Origin of the sequence: Pseudomonas sp. JV449 (genome assembly GCF_032424295.1) — a bacterium.
In the GTDB taxonomy this organism is placed as follows: Bacteria; Pseudomonadota; Gammaproteobacteria; order Pseudomonadales; family Pseudomonadaceae; genus Aquipseudomonas; species Aquipseudomonas marginalis.
This window is the reverse complement of record NZ_VYKD01000033.1, coordinates 59,838-77,398: the sequence shown is the minus strand read 5'-3', so window position 1 is coordinate 77,398 and position 17,561 is coordinate 59,838. Positions and strand designations below refer to the sequence as shown.

19 protein-coding genes are annotated in these 17,561 nt (G+C 62.2%); 15 read left to right on the top strand and 4 right to left on the bottom strand.

Annotated features, from left to right (window positions below; translation table 11 throughout):
- Positions 1 to 16 precede the first annotated feature (16 nt).
- Together F6S08_RS28485 and F6S08_RS28480 are read left to right on the top strand one after the other, a co-directional pair.
- The gene (locus F6S08_RS28485) at positions 17 to 607 is read left to right on the top strand and encodes an LON peptidase substrate-binding domain-containing protein (protein WP_065924883.1); all 591 of its coding nucleotides are present in this window, start codon (positions 17 to 19) and stop codon (positions 605 to 607) included.
- 100 nt (positions 608 to 707) lie between these two features.
- Positions 708 to 923 (top strand): hypothetical protein, encoded by a 216-nt coding sequence (locus F6S08_RS28480; RefSeq protein ID WP_074847728.1) that lies wholly within the window; start codon positions 708 to 710, stop codon positions 921 to 923.
- Here the strand turns inward: F6S08_RS28480 and F6S08_RS28475 are convergent.
- Together F6S08_RS28475 and F6S08_RS28470 are read right to left on the bottom strand one after the other, a co-directional pair.
- On the bottom strand, positions 917 to 2,233 hold the full coding sequence (locus tag F6S08_RS28475) for a bifunctional DedA family/phosphatase PAP2 family protein (protein WP_065924881.1): 1,317 nt from the start codon (positions 2,231 to 2,233) through the stop codon (positions 917 to 919). The two genes, F6S08_RS28480 and F6S08_RS28475, sit on opposite strands and share 7 nt — an antisense overlap.
- A 25-nt stretch (positions 2,234 to 2,258) precedes the next feature.
- A complete protein-coding gene (locus tag F6S08_RS28470; RefSeq protein ID WP_065946574.1) occupies positions 2,259 to 2,942 on the bottom strand; it encodes a DNA-3-methyladenine glycosylase in 684 nt (227 codons plus the stop codon).
- A 175-nt stretch (positions 2,943 to 3,117) separates the two neighbouring features.
- On the opposite strand from F6S08_RS28470, the gene F6S08_RS28465 reads away from it, so the two are divergent.
- The 13 genes from F6S08_RS28465 (at position 3,118) to F6S08_RS28405 (ending at position 15,842) form a co-directional block, all read left to right on the top strand.
- A complete protein-coding gene (locus F6S08_RS28465) occupies positions 3,118 to 4,383 on the top strand; it encodes a glutamate-5-semialdehyde dehydrogenase (protein ID WP_065924879.1) in 1,266 nt (421 codons plus the stop codon).
- The gene (nadD, locus tag F6S08_RS28460) at positions 4,383 to 5,027 is read left to right on the top strand and encodes a nicotinate-nucleotide adenylyltransferase (protein ID WP_065910068.1); all 645 of its coding nucleotides are present in this window, start codon (positions 4,383 to 4,385) and stop codon (positions 5,025 to 5,027) included. The genes F6S08_RS28465 and nadD overlap by 1 nt, the downstream gene beginning before the upstream one ends.
- 69 nt (positions 5,028 to 5,096) lie before the next feature.
- The gene (gene rsfS / locus F6S08_RS28455; protein WP_065924878.1) at positions 5,097 to 5,591 is read left to right on the top strand and encodes a ribosome silencing factor; all 495 of its coding nucleotides are present in this window, start codon (positions 5,097 to 5,099) and stop codon (positions 5,589 to 5,591) included.
- A gap of 9 nt (positions 5,592 to 5,600) precedes the next feature.
- Complete coding sequence (gene rlmH / locus F6S08_RS28450) at positions 5,601 to 6,068, top strand: 23S rRNA (pseudouridine(1915)-N(3))-methyltransferase RlmH (protein WP_003176297.1); 468 nt, start codon at positions 5,601 to 5,603, stop codon at positions 6,066 to 6,068.
- Positions 6,069 to 6,083: 15 nt separating this feature from the next.
- The gene (mrdA, locus tag F6S08_RS28445) at positions 6,084 to 7,982 is read left to right on the top strand and encodes a penicillin-binding protein 2 (protein WP_315872659.1); all 1,899 of its coding nucleotides are present in this window, start codon (positions 6,084 to 6,086) and stop codon (positions 7,980 to 7,982) included.
- Positions 7,983 to 8,013: 31 nt separating this feature from the next.
- Entirely contained in the window at positions 8,014 to 9,117 is a 1,104-nt protein-coding gene (gene rodA / locus F6S08_RS28440; RefSeq protein WP_051429342.1) for a rod shape-determining protein RodA, read from the top strand.
- Between the two features lie 17 nt (positions 9,118 to 9,134).
- Positions 9,135 to 10,145, top strand: a complete 1,011-nt coding sequence (gene mltB / locus F6S08_RS28435; RefSeq protein WP_027605237.1) for a lytic murein transglycosylase B — start codon at positions 9,135 to 9,137, stop codon at positions 10,143 to 10,145.
- Positions 10,145 to 11,143, top strand: coding sequence for a septal ring lytic transglycosylase RlpA family protein (locus F6S08_RS28430; protein ID WP_027605238.1), 999 nt, complete (start codon positions 10,145 to 10,147; stop codon positions 11,141 to 11,143). The genes mltB and F6S08_RS28430 overlap by 1 nt, the downstream gene beginning before the upstream one ends.
- Positions 11,144 to 11,319: 176 nt before the next feature.
- Positions 11,320 to 12,477 (top strand): D-alanyl-D-alanine carboxypeptidase family protein, encoded by a 1,158-nt coding sequence (locus F6S08_RS28425; RefSeq protein ID WP_027605239.1) that lies wholly within the window; start codon positions 11,320 to 11,322, stop codon positions 12,475 to 12,477.
- Positions 12,478 to 12,561: 84 nt separating this feature from the next.
- Complete coding sequence (locus F6S08_RS28420; protein WP_027605240.1) at positions 12,562 to 12,837, top strand: DUF493 domain-containing protein; 276 nt, start codon at positions 12,562 to 12,564, stop codon at positions 12,835 to 12,837.
- Positions 12,837 to 13,484, top strand: coding sequence for a lipoyl(octanoyl) transferase LipB (gene lipB / locus F6S08_RS28415; RefSeq protein WP_027605241.1), 648 nt, complete (start codon positions 12,837 to 12,839; stop codon positions 13,482 to 13,484). The genes F6S08_RS28420 and lipB overlap by 1 nt, the downstream gene beginning before the upstream one ends.
- 26 nt (positions 13,485 to 13,510) lie before the next feature.
- On the top strand, positions 13,511 to 14,512 hold the full coding sequence (lipA, locus tag F6S08_RS28410) for a lipoyl synthase (protein WP_057444888.1): 1,002 nt from the start codon (positions 13,511 to 13,513) through the stop codon (positions 14,510 to 14,512).
- Between the two features lie 409 nt (positions 14,513 to 14,921).
- A complete protein-coding gene (locus F6S08_RS28405; protein WP_315872658.1) occupies positions 14,922 to 15,842 on the top strand; it encodes an LD-carboxypeptidase in 921 nt (306 codons plus the stop codon).
- 68 nt (positions 15,843 to 15,910) lie between these two features.
- Here F6S08_RS28405 and F6S08_RS28400 read toward each other — a convergent pair whose 3' ends face one another.
- Positions 15,911 to 17,236: a lytic murein transglycosylase gene (locus tag F6S08_RS28400; protein WP_027605243.1), complete on the bottom strand. Its 1,326-nt coding sequence runs from the start codon at positions 17,234 to 17,236 to the stop codon at positions 15,911 to 15,913.
- A gap of 61 nt (positions 17,237 to 17,297) precedes the next feature.
- Positions 17,298 to 17,462: an alternative ribosome rescue factor ArfA gene (arfA, locus tag F6S08_RS28395; RefSeq protein WP_003176285.1), complete on the bottom strand. Its 165-nt coding sequence runs from the start codon at positions 17,460 to 17,462 to the stop codon at positions 17,298 to 17,300.
- Positions 17,463 to 17,561 lie beyond the last annotated feature (99 nt).

The following is a 17,561-nucleotide window of genomic DNA, read 5'->3' as shown; positions in this document are numbered from 1 at the left end:
GTTTAAGGAAGCCTTTATGAGTCTGGCGCTGTTCCCCCTCAATACCGTGCTGTTCCCTGGCTGCATCCTCGACCTGCAACTGTTCGAGGCGCGCTACCTGGACATGATCAGCCGCTGCATGAAAAAGGGCGAAAGCTTCGGCGTGGTGTGCATCCTCGATGGCAAGGAGGTGGGCATGGCTCCGGATGGCTATGCCTTGATCGGCTGTGAAGCGTTGATTCGCGACTTCAAGCAGCAGGACAACGGCCTGCTGGGGATTCGCGTCGAAGGCGGGCGGCGCTTCCGCGTGCGAGACGCCGGTGTGCAGAAGGACCAGTTGCTGGTGGCCGAGGTGCAATGGCTGGAAGAACTGCCGGACCAGGCGCTGGAAGAAGAGGATGCCGACCTGCTGGCCTTGCTCCAGGCCCTGGCCGAACACCCGATGGTCGCGTCGCTGGACATGGACACTCACGCCGATGGCCAGCGAGCCTTGGGCAATCAACTGGCTTATCTCTTGCCGTTCACTGAGGCCGACAAGATCGACCTGCTGCAACTCGACGACCCGCAGCAGCGGCTGGATGCGATCCAGATGCTGCTCGATGAGCTTCAGGGTGAGTTGTTTGCCTGAGCCTCGGATCTGTCCTGCGCGGTTTTCAGAGGTTTCCTCGTTGTTCCCTGCGCGTCGCCTGAAATAGTCACCGATCACACAACAATGATTGGGGGTGAACATGATTCGGCTAGCGCCATCGGAACAGGCTGCCTGGGACGTTTTTTTTGTCAGTATTGCCGTGCAGCTGCTGCCGCTGGATGCCAAGCGGGGCCCGGAATACATCGCTGAACGCGCCGCGGAAATCGCCGATGAGATGATGCTGGAGCGACGTGAGCGTTGTGTTGAACGCCGCGCCGCGCCAATCCATTGGCTCGGCCCGACCCAGGGTCAGTAGGCATACCTGAGCAGCGCGTGTGGGGTGCCGGTAAAGGCAATGAAGCCGAGCACCGCCACCACAGCGGGTAATACCAGCCACCAGGCCTTCTGCGGCATCGGCGGCAAAGGGCTGCGGTACTGGCAGACGGTGAGGCTGAATGCACACACGGTCATTGCCAGCAGCGTGCCAGCCAGGATGTCGGTGGGCCAATGGGCGCCAAGGTAGACCCGTGACAGCGCGATGAAGGCCGCAGGAATACAGCCCAGCAACATCCATGTCAGGCGCAGGCGCGTGGGTTGTCCGCGACCGGCCAGCACCGACAACGCCAGGAAAAACGCAAACGCACCGGAGGCGTGGCCGCTGGGCATGCTGAAGCTGGTCAATGGGTCGGTGAGGATTTCCGGGCGGCCACGGGCGAAAAACAGTTTGGTCCCGGTATTGATCACCGCCGCCCCGGCCAGTGTTGCACCGACAAACACGGCATGACGCCATTGCCGCGCCAGTAGCAGCAGCGCGGTGAATACGGCGCTGGCGAAGAACATCTTCTTGAACTCACCCAGTTGGGTCACCATCACCATGGTGTGGTCCAGCCAGGGGCTGCGATGTTCCTGTACCAGCGCGCTCAGGCCCTGGTCAAAGTCATCCAGGTGCGGATAGCCGATAAACAGGGCGATCAACAACGCCAGGCTGGCACACCCTATCCATAGGGTCGCGCGACGATGGCCACGCAGGCTGGTGTTCAGGCTCAGTCCCAGCACGACCGCCAGGCACGCTGTGACAACCCCCGCCTCAGGCCAGAACCCCTCCGGCAATGGCAGGCGGAACGCGGCGCCGGTGGCCCAGCCCGGCAGCAGGTAGGCCAACGACCAACCGGCTGCCGCCAGAAGGCTGACCAGGGCGAAACGCGGGAACGGCATGTCGCACATTCCGGCCACCATCGGCAGCATCGGCCGCAATGGCCCGATGAAACGTCCCACCAGCAGACTGGCGATGCCGTATTTGTGGAAGTAGGTTTCCGCGCCATTCATCCATTCCGGATGGTGGCGCAGGCCGGGCAGGCGGCGGATATTCTGATGGAAGTGTCGGCCGAGGAAGTAGGAAATCCCGTCGCCCAGCAAGCCTCCCAGGAACCCCATCAGCAGGGTTTCACTCAGGGACAAGGCGCCGCTGCCAGCCAGTGCCGCAATGGCAAACAGCAGCACCGTGCCTGGCACGATCAGCCCGGCAATGGCCAGGCATTCCACGCACGCGACGATAAACACCGCCGCCGCCAGCCATTGCGGGTTGAGGGTCAGCCAGCCGGTAATGCCATCGAGCCATTGGCCCATAAATCGTTACTCCATCGCCACAGATTCAAATCAGGAAATAGTCGCGGCCTTCGACCTGGCCCCGGCGCAGCGGGTTCCGCGTGCAGTAGGGCGCATAGCCGGCATCGACGAAGCGGTACATCAAGTGCTCGTCACGGCCGCTGGGGATGCCCAGGCGGGTGGTCTGGATGATCTGTATCGGTGTCTGGCCGACGTCTTCGACAAAGAGCAATTCTTGATCAAAGCGCTTGGCATCCCACATCGGCACCTTCAGGCCCAGCGCCTTGCACAGCAACGTCTGGCCGGCACACAGCTTTTGCGACGCGCGCGGGCTGCCGTCGGCATTCGGGTTGTTCAGCAGCATCTGCGCCAGGCTGGCGGGCCCGGAGGTTTCATCGACCCAGGGATAGGCTGATTTGATCAGCACGGCATTGCCCGGCCCCTGCGCGCTGAAGTTCAGCGAATCGCCGCCACGGGCGTAGTACATATAGATATGTCCGCCATCCAGAAACAAAGCCTTACGCTTTTCTGTGTACCCGAGTGAGGCGTGGCTGCCTTTTTCGGCCACGTAATAGGCTTCGGTTTCAATAATTCGCGCCGAAAGCCAGCTATCGCCGACGCGATGGCGGATGACTTTTCCAAGCAAATCCCGCGCAAGTATTTGCGCGTCACGGTCGAAGAAGCTGTCGGGCAGCGCGCTGGCGGGGAGTTGGGGTGAAGAACTGGGCATGGTGGTCTGGGGTTAATACGGCTAAATGTGACGGAATAATAACAACTCCCACCTTAATTACGGCTGAACCCCAGGTTTTTACAGTTCATTTCGACCATCCGCCCCTCACCGCTGTCAGTCGGGCGGCGTCACAGCTATAATCTGCCGCTTTCCTCTTTGCCAAGACTCCCTGACCATGACTGAGTCCGTTCTTGACTACATGACCCGCCTGGGTCGCGCTGCCCGTCAGGCCTCGCGGTTGATCGCCCGTGCGAGCACTGCGCAGAAGAACCGTGCCCTGCTGGCCGCCGCCGATGCTCTGGACGCTTCGCGCTCCGAGCTGACTGCCGCCAACGAACTGGACCTGGCCAACGGCCGCGCCAATGGCCTTGAGCCCGCCTTGCTGGACCGCCTGGCGCTGACGCCGACACGTATCGACGACATGATCGAAGGGTTGCGTCAGGTGGCCAAGCTGCCTGACCCCATCGGTGAAATTCGCGATATGCGTTACCTGCCGTCCGGCATCCAGGTCGGCAAGATGCGCGTGCCCCTGGGCGTGATCGGCATCATCTATGAGTCGCGCCCGAACGTGACCATCGACGCCGCGAGCCTGTGCCTCAAGTCGGGCAACGCCACCATCCTGCGTGGCGGTTCCGAGGCGATCAATTCCAACCGCGCCATCGCCGCCTGCATCCAGCAGGGCCTGGCCGTGGCCGAGTTGCCGGCCGAAGTGGTGCAAGTGGTGGAAACCACCGACCGCGCCGCTGTCGGCGCGCTGATCACCATGCCGGAATTCATCGACGTGATCGTGCCGCGCGGTGGTAAGAGCCTGATCGAGCGCGTCAGCCGCGATGCCAAGGTGCCAGTGATCAAGCACCTGGACGGCGTGTGCCACGTGTATATCGACATCGCCGCCGACATCGACAAGGCGATCCGCATCGCCGACAACGCCAAGACCCACCGCTACGCGCCGTGCAACACCATGGAAACCCTGCTGGTGCACGTCGGCATTGCCGAGCGCGTGCTGCCGCCGCTGGCTGCCATCTACCGTGACAAGGGCGTGGAGCTGCGCGGTTGCGAACGCACCCGTGCGCTGTTGGGCGCGGACGTGATCGAAGCCACCGAGCAGGACTGGTACACCGAGTACACGGCGCCGATCCTGTCGATCCGCATCGTCGACGACCTGGACCAGGCCATCGAACACATCAACACGTACGGCTCCAAGCACACCGACGCCATTGTCTCCGAGCATTTCAGCGATGCCCGGCGTTTCCTCACCGAAGTGGACTCCGCTTCGGTGATGATCAACGCCTCGACGCGCTTTGCCGACGGCTTCGAGTACGGCCTGGGGGCGGAGATCGGCATCTCCACCGACAAGCTCCACGCACGCGGCCCGGTTGGCCTGGAAGGCCTGACCAGCGAGAAGTACGTGGTGTTCGGCGACGGTCACGTGCGCACTTGATGGCTAAACGCATCGGGCTGCTCGGCGGTACCTTCGACCCCGTGCACATCGGCCATTTGCGCAGTGCCCTGGAAGTCGCGGATGCCTTGGCGCTGGATGAGCTGCGCCTGATCCCTAATTTCCGGCCGCCTCATCGCGATACCCCGCAGGTGTCGCCGCAGCAGCGCCTGGAAATGGTGCGCCTGGCCGTAGAAGGCATACCGCCGCTGGTGGTGGACGATCGTGAGCTCAAGCGCGATAAACCGTCCTACACTGTCGACACCCTGGAGCTGATGCGCGCCGAGTTGGCCGCGGATGACCAGTTGTTTCTGCTTTTGGGCTGGGACGCATTTTGCGGCCTGCCCTCTTGGCATCGCTGGGAGGAACTCCTCCAGCACTGCCACATCCTGGTTTTGCAACGCCCGGATGCCGACAGCGAACCGCCGGATGCCTTGCGCAACCTGCTGGCCGCGCGGTCGGTAAGTGACCCCTTGGCCCTGACCGGGCCGAACGGGAATATTGCATTCGTCTGGCAGACCCCGCTCGCGGTGTCTGCCACCCAGATCCGTCAACTGCTGGCCAGCGGGAAGTCGGTACGTTTCCTGGTGCCTGACGCGGTCCTGGCCTACATCGATGCGCACGGGCTTTACCGTGCGTCGAACTGAAAAGGCGCGCTTGAACGCACGAACACTCGTGCAGCGAGCGCCCGAACATACGAGCAAAACGAGTTTTTTATGACGAACAAAGACGTAAGCAAAGTAAAACGCAAAGGCACGTTCAAAAGCGCCCCGCTGCCGGTTGAAGCCCACGTTGGCCCGGAACTGGCTGGCGAAGCGCTGGTGAAAGTCGCCGTTGCCGCCCTGGAAGACGTGAAGGCCCAGGACATCCAGGTCCTGGACGTACGCGACAAGCAGAGCATCACCGACTTCATGATCATCGCCACCGGTACCTCCAACCGCCAGATCGGCGCGATGCTGGACAAGGTTCGCGAAGCCGTCAAAGCCCAGGGCGTGAAGCCGCTGGGTGAAGAAGGCAAGGGCGACAGCGACTGGGTGCTGCTGGACATGGACGACGTGATCGTTCACATGATGACCAGCAATGCCCGTCAGTTCTACGACCTGGAGCGTCTGTGGAAAGGCGCCGAGCAGAGCCGTGCCGCCGATGGCAAGCACCACAGCCCGGAAGTGGGCCACGCGCACTTCGACAAGCTCAACAAAGACCAGGAATAAGGAACGGCTGTGCGCCTGCGTCTGATTGCTGTCGGTTCACGCATGCCCAAGTGGGTGGAAGAAGGCTGGCACGAGTATGCCAAGCGTCTGCCCGCCGAGCTGTCGCTGGAACTGGTGGAGATACCGCTCAACACCCGGGGCAAGAATGCCGACGTGGCGCGCTTTATCCGTCAGGAAGGCGAAGCGATGCTGGCCAAGGTCGGCCCCAACGAGCGCATCGTCACCCTCGAAGTGCACGGCAAACCCTGGAGCACCGAGCAATTGGCGGTGGAACTGGATCGCTGGCGCCTGGACTCGCGCACCGTCAACTTCATGGTCGGCGGCCCCGAAGGGCTGGCGCCGGAAGTCTGCGCGCGGGCGGACCAGCGCTGGTCGCTGTCGGCGCTGACGCTGCCGCACCCGTTGGTAAGGATCCTGATCGGTGAACAGCTGTATCGCGCCTGGACAGTTCTGTCCGGGCACCCTTATCACAAATAATCTGCGCCCCTCCCGATGACCCAGCCGATCCGCATCAAGGACCACGAGAAAGACGCACGTCTGGTACGCGCGCGGGTGGTGTTTGGCGCGATCATGGTGGTGGCGCTGATCGGGGTGCTGATTGCGCGCCTGTATTTCCTGCAGGTGATCCAGTACGACTACCACTCCACGTTGTCGGAAAACAACCGCGTGCATGTGCAACCGATTCCGCCGACCCGTGGGCTGATCTTCGACCGCAATGGCGTGGTGGTGGCGGATAACCGGCCCAGTTTCAGCCTGAGCATGACCCGCGAGCGTTCCGGCGACTGGCAACAGGTCCTCGATGTCATCGTCGAGGTGCTGCAGTTGACCCCGGAAGACCGGGTGATCTTCGAGAAACGCATGAAACAGGGGCGCCGGCCGTTCGAACCGGTGCCGATCCTGTTCGAGCTGACCGAAGAGCAGATTGCGCGGATTGCGGTGAACCAGTTCCGCCTGCCGGGTGTGGAAGTGGTGGCGCAGTTGGTGCGCCACTATCCCCAAGGGCCGCACTTTGCTCACTCCGTCGGCTATATGGGGCGGATCAACGAGAAAGAGCTGAAAAGCCTCGATCCCGTCAATTACAGCGGCACCCACCATATCGGCAAGACCGGCATCGAGCGATTCTACGAGCCCGAGCTGCACGGCCAGGTGGGTTACGAAGAAGTCGAGACCAACGCTCGCGGCCGCGTGCTGCGGGTGCTCAAGCGTACCGACCCGGTACCGGGCAAGGACATTGTGCTGAGCCTGGACATCAAGCTGCAGGAAGCGGCCGAGATGGCCCTCGGTGGCCGGCGTGGCGCGGTGGTGGCGCTGGACCCGAAGACCGGCGAAGTGCTGGCCATGGTCAGCCAGCCGAGCTTCGACCCCAACCTGTTCGTGACCGGGATCAGCTTCAAGGCCTACGCCGAGTTGCGCGACTCCATCGACCGGCCGCTGTTCAACCGTGTGTTGCGCGGCCTGTACCCGCCGGGTTCGACCATCAAGCCGGCGGTGGCGATTGCCGGTTTAGACGCGGGCGTGGTCACGGCTTCCAGCCGGGTATTCGACCCGGGCTACTACATGCTGCCGAACTACGACCACAAATACCGCAACTGGAACCGTACCGGTGACGGCTATGTCGATCTGGATACCGCGATCATGCGTTCCAACGACACCTATTTTTACGACCTGGCCCACAAGCTGGGGATCGACCGCTTGTCCGCCTACATGGGCAAGTTCGGCCTCGGTCAGAAAGTCTCCCTGGATATGTTCGAAGAATCCCCTGGCCTGATGCCATCGCGGGAGTGGAAGCGTGCGACCCGCCGCCAGGCATGGTTCCCGGGCGAAACCCTGATCCTCGGCATCGGCCAGGGCTATATGCAGGCCACGCCTTTGCAACTGGCCCAGGCCACGGCGCTGGTGGCCAACAAAGGCATCTGGAACCGCCCGCACCTGGCCCGGACCATCGAAGGCGAAAAGCCTGTGGATGAAAACCCGATCCCCGACATCGTACTGCGCGATCCGTCCGACTGGACCAAGGTCAACCACGGCATGCAGCAGGTGATGCACGGTGCACGCGGGACCGCGCGCAAGGCGGCGATCGGTGCGCAATACCGTATCGCCGGCAAGAGTGGTACCGCCCAGGTGGTGGCGATCAAGCAGGGCGAGAAATACGACCGTTCCAAGGTCCAGGAGCGCCACCGCGACCACGCCTTGTTTGTGGGCTTTGCCCCGGCCGACGACCCGAAAATCGTGGTGGCGGTGATGGTCGAGAACGGCGAGTCCGGCTCCGGTGTGGCGGCGCCTGTGGTGCGCCAGGTGATGGACGCCTGGTTGCTGGCCGACGACGGCAGGCTCAAGGCCGAATATGGCGGCCCCCCTTCAACCCCCGAGGTTACGGCCAGTGAAGAGTAATTTTGACCGCATCCTCTCCAGCGAGGATGTGATGCGTCGCCGCGCGACTTTGTTGCAGCGCATGCACATTGACGGCCCGTTGCTGATCCTGCTGCTGACCCTGGCGGCCGGCAGCCTGTTCGTGCTGTATTCGGCCAGCGGCAAGAACTGGGACTTGCTGATCAAGCAGGCTTCGTCGTTTGGCCTGGGCCTGCTGTCCATGGTGGTGATCGCCCAGCTGGAGCCGCGTTTCATGGCGCGCTGGGTGCCGCTCGGTTATGTGGCCGGGGTGTTGCTGCTGGTGGTGGTGGACGTCATGGGCCACAACGCCATGGGCGCGACCCGCTGGATCAACATTCCGGGGGTGATTCGCTTCCAACCGTCGGAATTCATGAAGATCCTGATGCCGGCGACGATCGCCTGGTACCTGTCAAAGCGCACCTTGCCGCCGCAGCTCAAGCATGTGGGCATCAGCCTGATCCTGATCGGCATCCCCTTCGTGCTGATCGTGCGCCAGCCGGACCTCGGCACCTCGCTGCTGATCCTGGCCGGCGGTGCGTTCGTGCTGTTCATGGGCGGGTTGCGCTGGCGCTGGATCCTTAGCGTGCTGGCGGCGGCAGTGCCGGTGGCCGTGGCCATGTGGTTCTTCTTTATGCACGACTACCAGAAGCAGCGGATCCTGACGTTCCTCGATCCCGAAAGCGACCCGCTCGGCACCGGCTGGAACATTATCCAGTCGAAGGCGGCCATCGGTTCCGGCGGTGTATTTGGCAAGGGCTGGCTGCTCGGCACCCAGTCGCATTTGGACTTTCTGCCCGAGAGCCACACCGACTTCATTATTGCGGTGATGGGCGAAGAGTTCGGCCTGGTGGGCATTTGCGCGCTGTTGCTGATCTATTTGCTATTGATTGGTCGTGGCCTGGTGATTACCGCACAGGCGCAGACGCTGTTCGGCAAATTGCTCGCCGGCAGCCTGACCATGACTTTTTTTGTTTACGTTTTCGTCAACATCGGTATGGTCAGTGGCCTGCTGCCGGTGGTTGGGGTGCCTTTGCCGTTCATTAGCTACGGCGGAACTTCGCTGGTGACATTGCTGTCAGCGTTTGGGGTTTTGATGTCGATTCATACGCATCGCAAGTGGATCGCACAGGTTTGAATAAGGTGAAGATGTCAATGCAAGTAATGCGCGGCTGGGCGACTCGGCATGCGTCCTGGATGGGCCTGATCGGGCTGCTGGGGGCAACGCACGAGGCGCAGGCCGGTGACTACGATGGCTCACCCCAGGTCGCCGAATTCGTCGGTGAAATGACCCGCGACTACGGCTTCGCCGGTGAACAGCTGATGGGCGTGTTCCGCGAAGCCCAGCGCAAGCAGGCGATCCTCGACGCTATCTCTCGCCCCGCCGAGCGCGTGAAACAGTGGAAGGAATACCGTCCGATGTTCCTCACCGACGCCCGGGTGGCCCGGGGGGTGGACTTCTGGCGCCAGCACGAGGCCGTGTTGGCCCGCGCCGAGCAGGAATACGGCGTGCCGGCCCAGGTCATCGTTGCGATCATTGGCATTGAAACCTTCTACGGGCGCAATACCGGCAGTTACCGGGTGATCGACGCCTTGTCGACCCTGGGCTTCGATTACCCGCCGCGCGCCGACTTCTTCCGCAAGGAACTGCGTGAGTTCCTGCTGCTGGCCCGCGAAGAGCAGGTCGACCCGCTGACCCTCAAGGGCTCCTACGCCGGGGCGATGGGCTTGCCGCAGTTCATGCCGAGCAGCTTTCGCGCCTACGCGGTGGATTTTGACGGCGACGGTCATATCAATATCTGGAGCAACCCGGACGATGCCATCGGCAGTGTGGCCAGTTACTTCAAGCGCCATGGCTGGGTCGGTGGCGAGCCGGTGGTGATCCGTGCCGATGTCAGCGGGGAGCGTGCCGATGAAGGCCTGACCCAGGGCATCGAGCCGGCCAAGACCGTCGGGGAGTTGCGGGCGCTGGGCTGGTCGAGTCAGAATGCGCCACGCGACGATATGCCGGTGACGGCATTCCGCCTCGAAGGTGAAAACGGCCCTGAATACTGGATGGGCCTGAAGAATTTCTACGCAATCACGCGTTATAACCGCAGTGTGATGTACGCCATGGCCGTGCATCAGCTGTCAGACATGCTGGTCCAAGCACGGGGCAACAAGTAATGCGGGCATCGCCGTTCAATCAACCGCTCAAGCTGGTGGCGTTCGCCGCGTTGTCCCTGCTCGTCGTCAGTTGTTCCACCAGCCGTGGCCCGGTACCGAAGTCCGGCGGCACCGCGGTGCGTTCACAGCCAGGCCTGGACATCAACCGCGCACACAAAGATGGCGCCCCGTGGTGGGATGTCGACGTGTCGAAGATCCCGGATGCCACGCCGACCCTGCACACCGGCCCGTACAAGGCCAACCCCTATACCGTGCTGGGCAAGTCCTACTTCCCGTTGCAGGACTCCAAGACCTACGTGCAATCGGGCACGGCGTCCTGGTATGGCACCAAGTTCCACGGCCAGAACACCGCCAACGGCGAAGTCTATGACCTGTACGGCATGAGCGCGGCCCACAAGACCCTGCCGCTGCCCAGCTATGTCCGCGTGACCAACCTGGACAACAACCGCACGGTGATCCTGCGGGTCAACGACCGTGGGCCGTTCTATTCGGATCGCATCATCGACTTGTCCTACGCCGCCGCGAAAAAACTCGGCTATGCCGAAACCGGTACCGCGCGGGTCAAGGTCGAAGGCATCGATCCGGCGCAGTACTGGGCCCAGCGTGGCAAGCCCGCGCCGTTGATGCTCAACGAGCCGCAGAGCGCGCAGCCGCAAGTGACGGCATCCACCGGCAAGATCGAACAATGGACACCGCCACCGCAGCAGCACGCACCGGATACGGTGGTCGTGCCCCATGCGGCACCGGGCGCCGCGGTCGCGGGCGGGCAATACCTGCAAGTGGGCGCTTTCGCCAACCCGGATGCGGCAGAACTGTTAAGGTCCAAGCTCAGCAGCATGGTCAGCGCGCCGGTATTCATCAGCTCCATCGTGCGTAACCAGCAAACGTTGCACCGTGTGCGCATGGGCCCGATCGGTTCGCCGAGCGAGGTTGCGCAAGTGCAGAACAGCGTGCGCCTGGCCAACCTGGGGCAACCCAGCGTGGTCACTGCCGAATAATAAATTGATGGTTGAGGCTCGCATGCGGGCCTGGACCCTGGTTGTTGGCTCGTTGAACAATAAAACCCAGGGGCAAGGGGTGAGCGGGCAACCGAACACGTGACAGTCTGGTAGCGGGCTGTCTGAATAAGTTTTGCCCGCGAGGGCAAGTTTCCATAAGCAATTTCGAGAGACGGATGAACATCACCACCTTAGCCAAACGCACGTGCCTGCTTCTTTCGCTGATCATCACCCCGGCCGCCTGGGCGGTTGAAATGGTACCGGCTTCACCGCAACTGGCCGCCAAGTCCTGGGTCCTCATGGATGCCGCCAGTGGCAACGTGCTGGTCGAGAGCAACGGTGACCAGCGCCTGCCACCGGCCAGCCTGACCAAGCTGATGACCGCCTACATCGCGACCCTGGAAATCCGTCGCGGCCAGATCGGCGAAAACGACCCGGTGACCGTCAGCGAAAACGCCTGGCGTACCGGCGGTTCGCGGATGTTCATCAAGGTGGGCTCGCAAGTCACTGTGAGCGACCTGCTGCATGGCATCATCATCCAGTCCGGTAACGACGCCAGCGTCGCCCTGGCCGAGCACATCGCCGGCAGCGAAGACGCATTCGCCGACATGATGAACAAAACCGTGGCCGACCTGGGCATGACCAACAGCCACTTCATGAACCCGACCGGCCTGCCAAACCCTGAGCACTACTCGTCGGCTCACGACATGGCGATCCTGGCGCGCGCGATCATTCGTGTCGACCCGGTGCACTACGCGATCTACTCCCAGAAGGAATTCTTCTGGAACAACATCAAGCAGCCTAACCGCAACCTGCTGCTGTGGCGCGACAAGACTGTCGATGGCCTGAAAACCGGCCACACCGACGAAGCCGGCTACTGCATGGTGTCGTCCGCGGTACGTGATGGCCAGCGCCTGATCGCGGTGGTCTTCGGCACCAACAGCGAGCAGGCCCGTGCGGCCGAGACGCAAAAACTGCTGACCTACGGTTTCCGCTTCTTCGAAACCCAGACCTTCTACCAGAAGGGTGCTGAACTGGCGACCGCGCCGGTATGGAAAGGCGCGACCTCGCAAGTCAAGGCCGGCCTGGCTGAAGACCTGACCCTGACCATGCCTAAAGGCCAGCTGAAAAAGCTCGCCGCCAGCATGACCATGAACCCGCAATTGGTTGCGCCAATCGCCAAGGGCGACGTGATCGGTAAAGTCGAAGTGAAGCTGGACGACAAGGTGGTGCACAGCGCCGACCTGATCGCGCTGGACGCCGTCGACGAAGGTGGTATCTTCCGCCGCGTGTGGGATAGCATCCGTCTATTCTTCTACGGCTTGTTCAACTGATTGTGTGCACCTGCAAAGCCCCGCGTTGATCCGACGCGGGGCTTTGCCGTCGCCACGGCTTACCGCTTACGAGGCCGTTCTGCCATGACCGATAAAGAAGTAAAGGCGCCAAAGATCGAATTCCCGGTGACGGATTATCCCGTCAAGGTGATCAGCGATACCGGTGTAGGCAACAAAGACAGAATCCTGGATATCGTGCGTAAACACGCGACGATCAATGACAACCGGGTGGACGAGCGTTCGAGCACCAACGGTAAGTACACCACGATCCAGTTGCACATCGTTGCGACCGGTCAAGACCAGCTCTACGACATCAATAGCGAACTGCGGGCCACCGGCTTCGTGCATATGGTGCTGTGATGTCACAGGTCCTGGGCTTTCGCGAGCTCGGCCGGATGGACTACGAGCCCGTCTGGCACGCCATGCAGCGGTTCACGAATGAACGCGGTACTTCGGCGCCCGACGAAATCTGGTTGGTGGAACATCCACCGGTGTTCACCCAGGGCCAGGCCGGCAAGGCCGAACATCTGCTGCTGCCGGGGGATATTCCGGTGGTGCAGGTCGACCGAGGTGGCCAAGTGACTTACCATGGGCCCGGTCAACTGGTGGCGTACCTGCTGCTGGACGTGCGCAAGCTGGGTTTTGGCGTGCGCGACCTGGTGAGCCGCATGGAGGCTTGCCTGATCGAGCTGTTGGCCAGTTATGGCGTGAGCGCCGCGGCCAAGCCCGATGCACCCGGTGTGTATGTGGACGGCGCGAAAATCGCCTCCCTCGGTTTGCGCATTCGCCACGGTTGTTCCTTTCATGGCCTGGCCCTGAACGTGGACATGGACCTGGCACCGTTCCGGCGCATCAACCCGTGTGGTTATGCCGGGCTGGCGATGACCCAACTGAGCGACCACGCCACACCGATTAAATTTGCCGAGGTAAGTGCCCGGCTGCGTGCGCAGCTCGTCAAACACCTCGACTATGCTGAGCAGACGACCCTCACGGGCGGAATCGACTGATTATGACTACTGATGCAGTGCAAACCATGATCCCGACGCTGGACATCACCGAGCGTCCGGCCCCGGCCCCGCGTGCCAAGGTGGAAGCCGGCGTCAAGCTGCGCGGCGCCGAGAAGGTTGCACGCATCCCGGTCAAGATCATCCCGACCACCGAGTTGCCGAAAAAGCCTGACTGGATCCGCGTGCGCATCCCGGTTTCGCCGGAAGTCGACCGTATCAAGGCCCTGCTGCGCAAGCACAAGCTGCACAGCGTGTGCGAAGAAGCGTCCTGCCCGAACCTGGGCGAATGCTTCTCCGGCGGCACCGCCACCTTCATGATCATGGGTGACATCTGCACCCGTCGTTGCCCGTTCTGCGACGTCGGCCATGGCCGGCCGAAGCCACTGGACGTCAACGAACCGGAAAGCCTGGCCATCGCCATCGCCGACCTGAAACTCAAATACGTGGTCATCACCTCGGTTGACCGTGACGACCTGCGCGACGGCGGTGCCCAGCACTTTGCCGACTGCATCCGCGAAATCCGCAAACTGTCGCCGAACGTGATGCTCGAGACCCTGGTGCCGGACTACCGTGGCCGCATGGACGTCGCGCTGGAAATCACCGCTGCCGAGCCGCCGGATGTGTTCAACCACAACCTGGAAACCGTGCCTCGCCTGTACAAGGCCGCGCGTCCAGGTTCGGACTACCAGTGGTCGCTGACCCTGCTGCAGAAATTCAAGCAGATGATGCCGCACATCCCGACCAAATCCGGCTTGATGCTCGGCCTGGGCGAGACCGATGAAGAAGTCATCGAAGTCATGAAGCGCATGCGCGAACACGACATCGACATGCTGACCCTGGGCCAATACCTGCAACCGTCGCGCAGCCACTTGCCGGTGCAGCGTTTCGTGCACCCGGACACCTTCGCCTGGTTCGCCGAGGAAGGTTACAAGATGGGCTTCAAGAACGTCGCCTCGGGCCCGCTGGTACGCTCTTCGTACCACGCCGACGAACAGGCCAAGCTGGTCAAGGCTAGCCTGGTTTCCTGATCGGGGTTCAGACCCGGTGTGGGAGTGGGCTTATGTGGGAGGGGGCTTGCCCCCGATTGCCATAGGTATCTACACAACTCTTAAAGGCTGACACATAACTCTGTGGTGAGCGGGCTTGCCCCGCGCTGGGCTGCGAAGCGGCCCCAATAAGGTCAACGCAGAGTGCCAGAATCAATCGAGGTGAAGGTTTTGGGGCTGCTTCGCAACCCAGCGCGGGCGGTGCGACGATTCGACAAGCCCGCTCACCACAGAAGCCTAATTGCCATAGATTCCGTATTCACTGGAAGTTGTGTGGATACCAATGCCCCGATTGCGGTATGTCAGTCGCTACATGTGCTGGCTGATCCACCGCTATCGGGGGCAAGCCCCCTCCCACATTGGTTTCAGCGTTAGATAGGGAGATTCTCAGATGACCGCCGCCGTTCCAGCCCTTCGTTCTGAAGGCACCATCGCCCTGATCGCCCCCGCCGGCCCCGCCGTGCTGGACGTTGAAAAGGCTGGCCAATGGATGCGTACGCGCGGCTACGATCTGCGGATTTCCCCCGGTGTCTATGAACGCGACGGCTACCTCGCCGGCAGCGATGCAGTGCGCCTGCGTGACCTGCATGCCGCCTTCGCCGATCCGCACATCGACGCTATCTTCTGTCTGCGCGGTGGTTACGGCACACCGCGGCTGCTCGACGCGCTGGACTTTGACCTGCTGCGTGCCAATCCCAAGCCGTTCGTCGGCTATAGCGACATCAGCGCCCTGCACCTGGCGATCAACCGTTACGCCGGTTTCGTGACCTTCCACGGCCCGATGCTCAATGCCGACCTGCTCGGCAACAAGCAACAACCTACCGAGTCGTCATTGTTCAGCCTTCTGCGCGGCCAGTTGGGCGCTGGCAGTGTGCTTGCGCACCCGGTAGCGTACCCGCTGACCACGATCGAGCCTGGCATTGCCTGTGGGCGCTTGTTGGGGGGTAACCTGTCGATGATTGCGGCGGTCATGGGCACGCCTTACGAAATCGACGCTGAAGGCATCATCCTGTTTATCGAAGACGTCAACGAACCGATCTACCGCATCGACCGCCTGTTGACCCATCTGCGTCTGGCGGGCAAGTTGGCCCAGGTCGCCGGTGTACTGGTCGGGGATGTGGCGGGTGTGGATAACGTGGCGCTGGAGCGCTTGCTGACGCAGACGTTCGAGCCATTGCGCATACCGGTGCTGGCCGGCTGGCGCAGCGGGCATTGCGATCCGAACCTGACGCTGCCCATGGGCGCCTTGGTACGGCTGGATGCGGGGGAGCAGCGGGTGGTGTTGGAGCAGGAAGTGGTCTTCAGGTCTTGAATCTGCTGGCGTTTGCTAAACCGCAATCGGGGGCTTGCCCCCGATTGCGGTAGTCGCCATACGCGGATCTATCGGTTTTGCAGCGACTCCAGCAACTTCACCGTCGGATACCCGTCCGCCGGCCAGCCCAGCGCCTGCTGTGCCGCCCGAATCGCCTTGCGCGTGTTGGCGCCGATAATCCCATCCGGGTTGCCCGCGTCATAACCGTTGGCGCTCAACGCCGTCTGCAGATCAATGCGCTGGGAGCGACTCAGCGGCAGCTCATCCTTGGGCCAGTCACCACGGATCACACCGCCGCCGCCAAAGCGCTCCGACAACAGGCCCACCGCCAGTGCGTAGGACGACGAGTTGTTGTACTTGAGGATCGCGCGGAAGTTATCCAGCACCAGGAACGCCGGGCCACGGTAGCCTGCCGGCAGCAGCAGGGCGGCGGACAGTTGGTCGACATTCGGCGGCATGCTCGCGCCCGGTGGCAGTTGAATGCCCAGTTTCATCCACTCGGCAATGCTCTTGCGCACGCCGCCGTCAGCCAGGGCGTAGTCGAAGTTCGCCGGCAATTGCTTGACTTCAAAGCCCCACGGCTGGCCTTTCTGCCAGCCGGAGCTTTGCAGGTAGTGCGCGGTTGATGCGAGGGCGTCGGCCGGGCTGTTCCAGATGTCGCGGCGACCGTCGCCATCGAAGTCCACCGCGTGGGTGTTGTAAGTGGTTGGAATGAACTGGGTCTGGCCCATGGCCCCGGCCCAGGAGCCCTTCATCTGGTCGGCGGCGATGTCGCCGTGCTGGATGATCTGCAATGCCGCCAGCAATTGCGCCTGGGCAAAGGCCGGGCGACGGCCTTCATAGGCCAGGGTCGCCAGGGAGCGGATCACCGAGTTGTTGCCCTGGAACTGGCCGAAGTTGCTCTCCATGCCCCACACCGAGACCAGTGCCTGACGGTCGACGCCATAACGCTGCTCGATGCTTTGCAGGATGTCGGCGTACTTGATCAGCAGCGCCTGGCCATTGCGTACGCGTACGGGTGACAGGGCGCCGTCGAGGTATTCCCATACAGGGCGGGAAAACTCCGGCTGGCTGCGGTCGGCGCGGATCACCGCCATATCGGGGGTGACATTGGCGAATGCGGTGTCGAAAACGTCGGCCGTGATGCCGGCTTGGAGGGCTTGCGCGCGAAAGCCGGCCTGCCATTCAGCAAAGGTCTGGGTTGGTTGGATGTCGAGATTGTCCACGGCCAGCGGGGCCACGACGGCAGGGGCCACTACGGGTGCGGTCTGGAGCTTCGGCAAGGGTTGGGCATCGGCGGCGGTGGGTTTTTCCGCGCAGGCGACAAGCAGAATGAGGCTGGAGGCAGCGATCAATTGGCGAAGGTGCCAACGACGGGAAAGACAAGAGGGCATGCACAGGTCCAGGAATTACAAATCAGGTACAGACCTTATCATGCCAGAGGGGCGCTTGCCTTCAGGCAGCCAGAAAGTAAGAAGCCTCCCAGCTATTAGACTGGAAGGCTTCGCGGCGGTAGCTGCCTTTGCCCTTGCCGGCGCGTTCCTGACGGCTGCGGAACAGTGGCTGGGCGATGATGGATTTGGCCTTGTTGGGGCCATGCTTGGATGGCTTTTTGCTCATGGTCGATGCTCTTGATGGGGGGAGATGCGGTGCAAATAATCTGCCGAAGTCAGGCCGCTGTAAAGCCCATGAATTGTAAACGCAATCAAAAATGTGGAA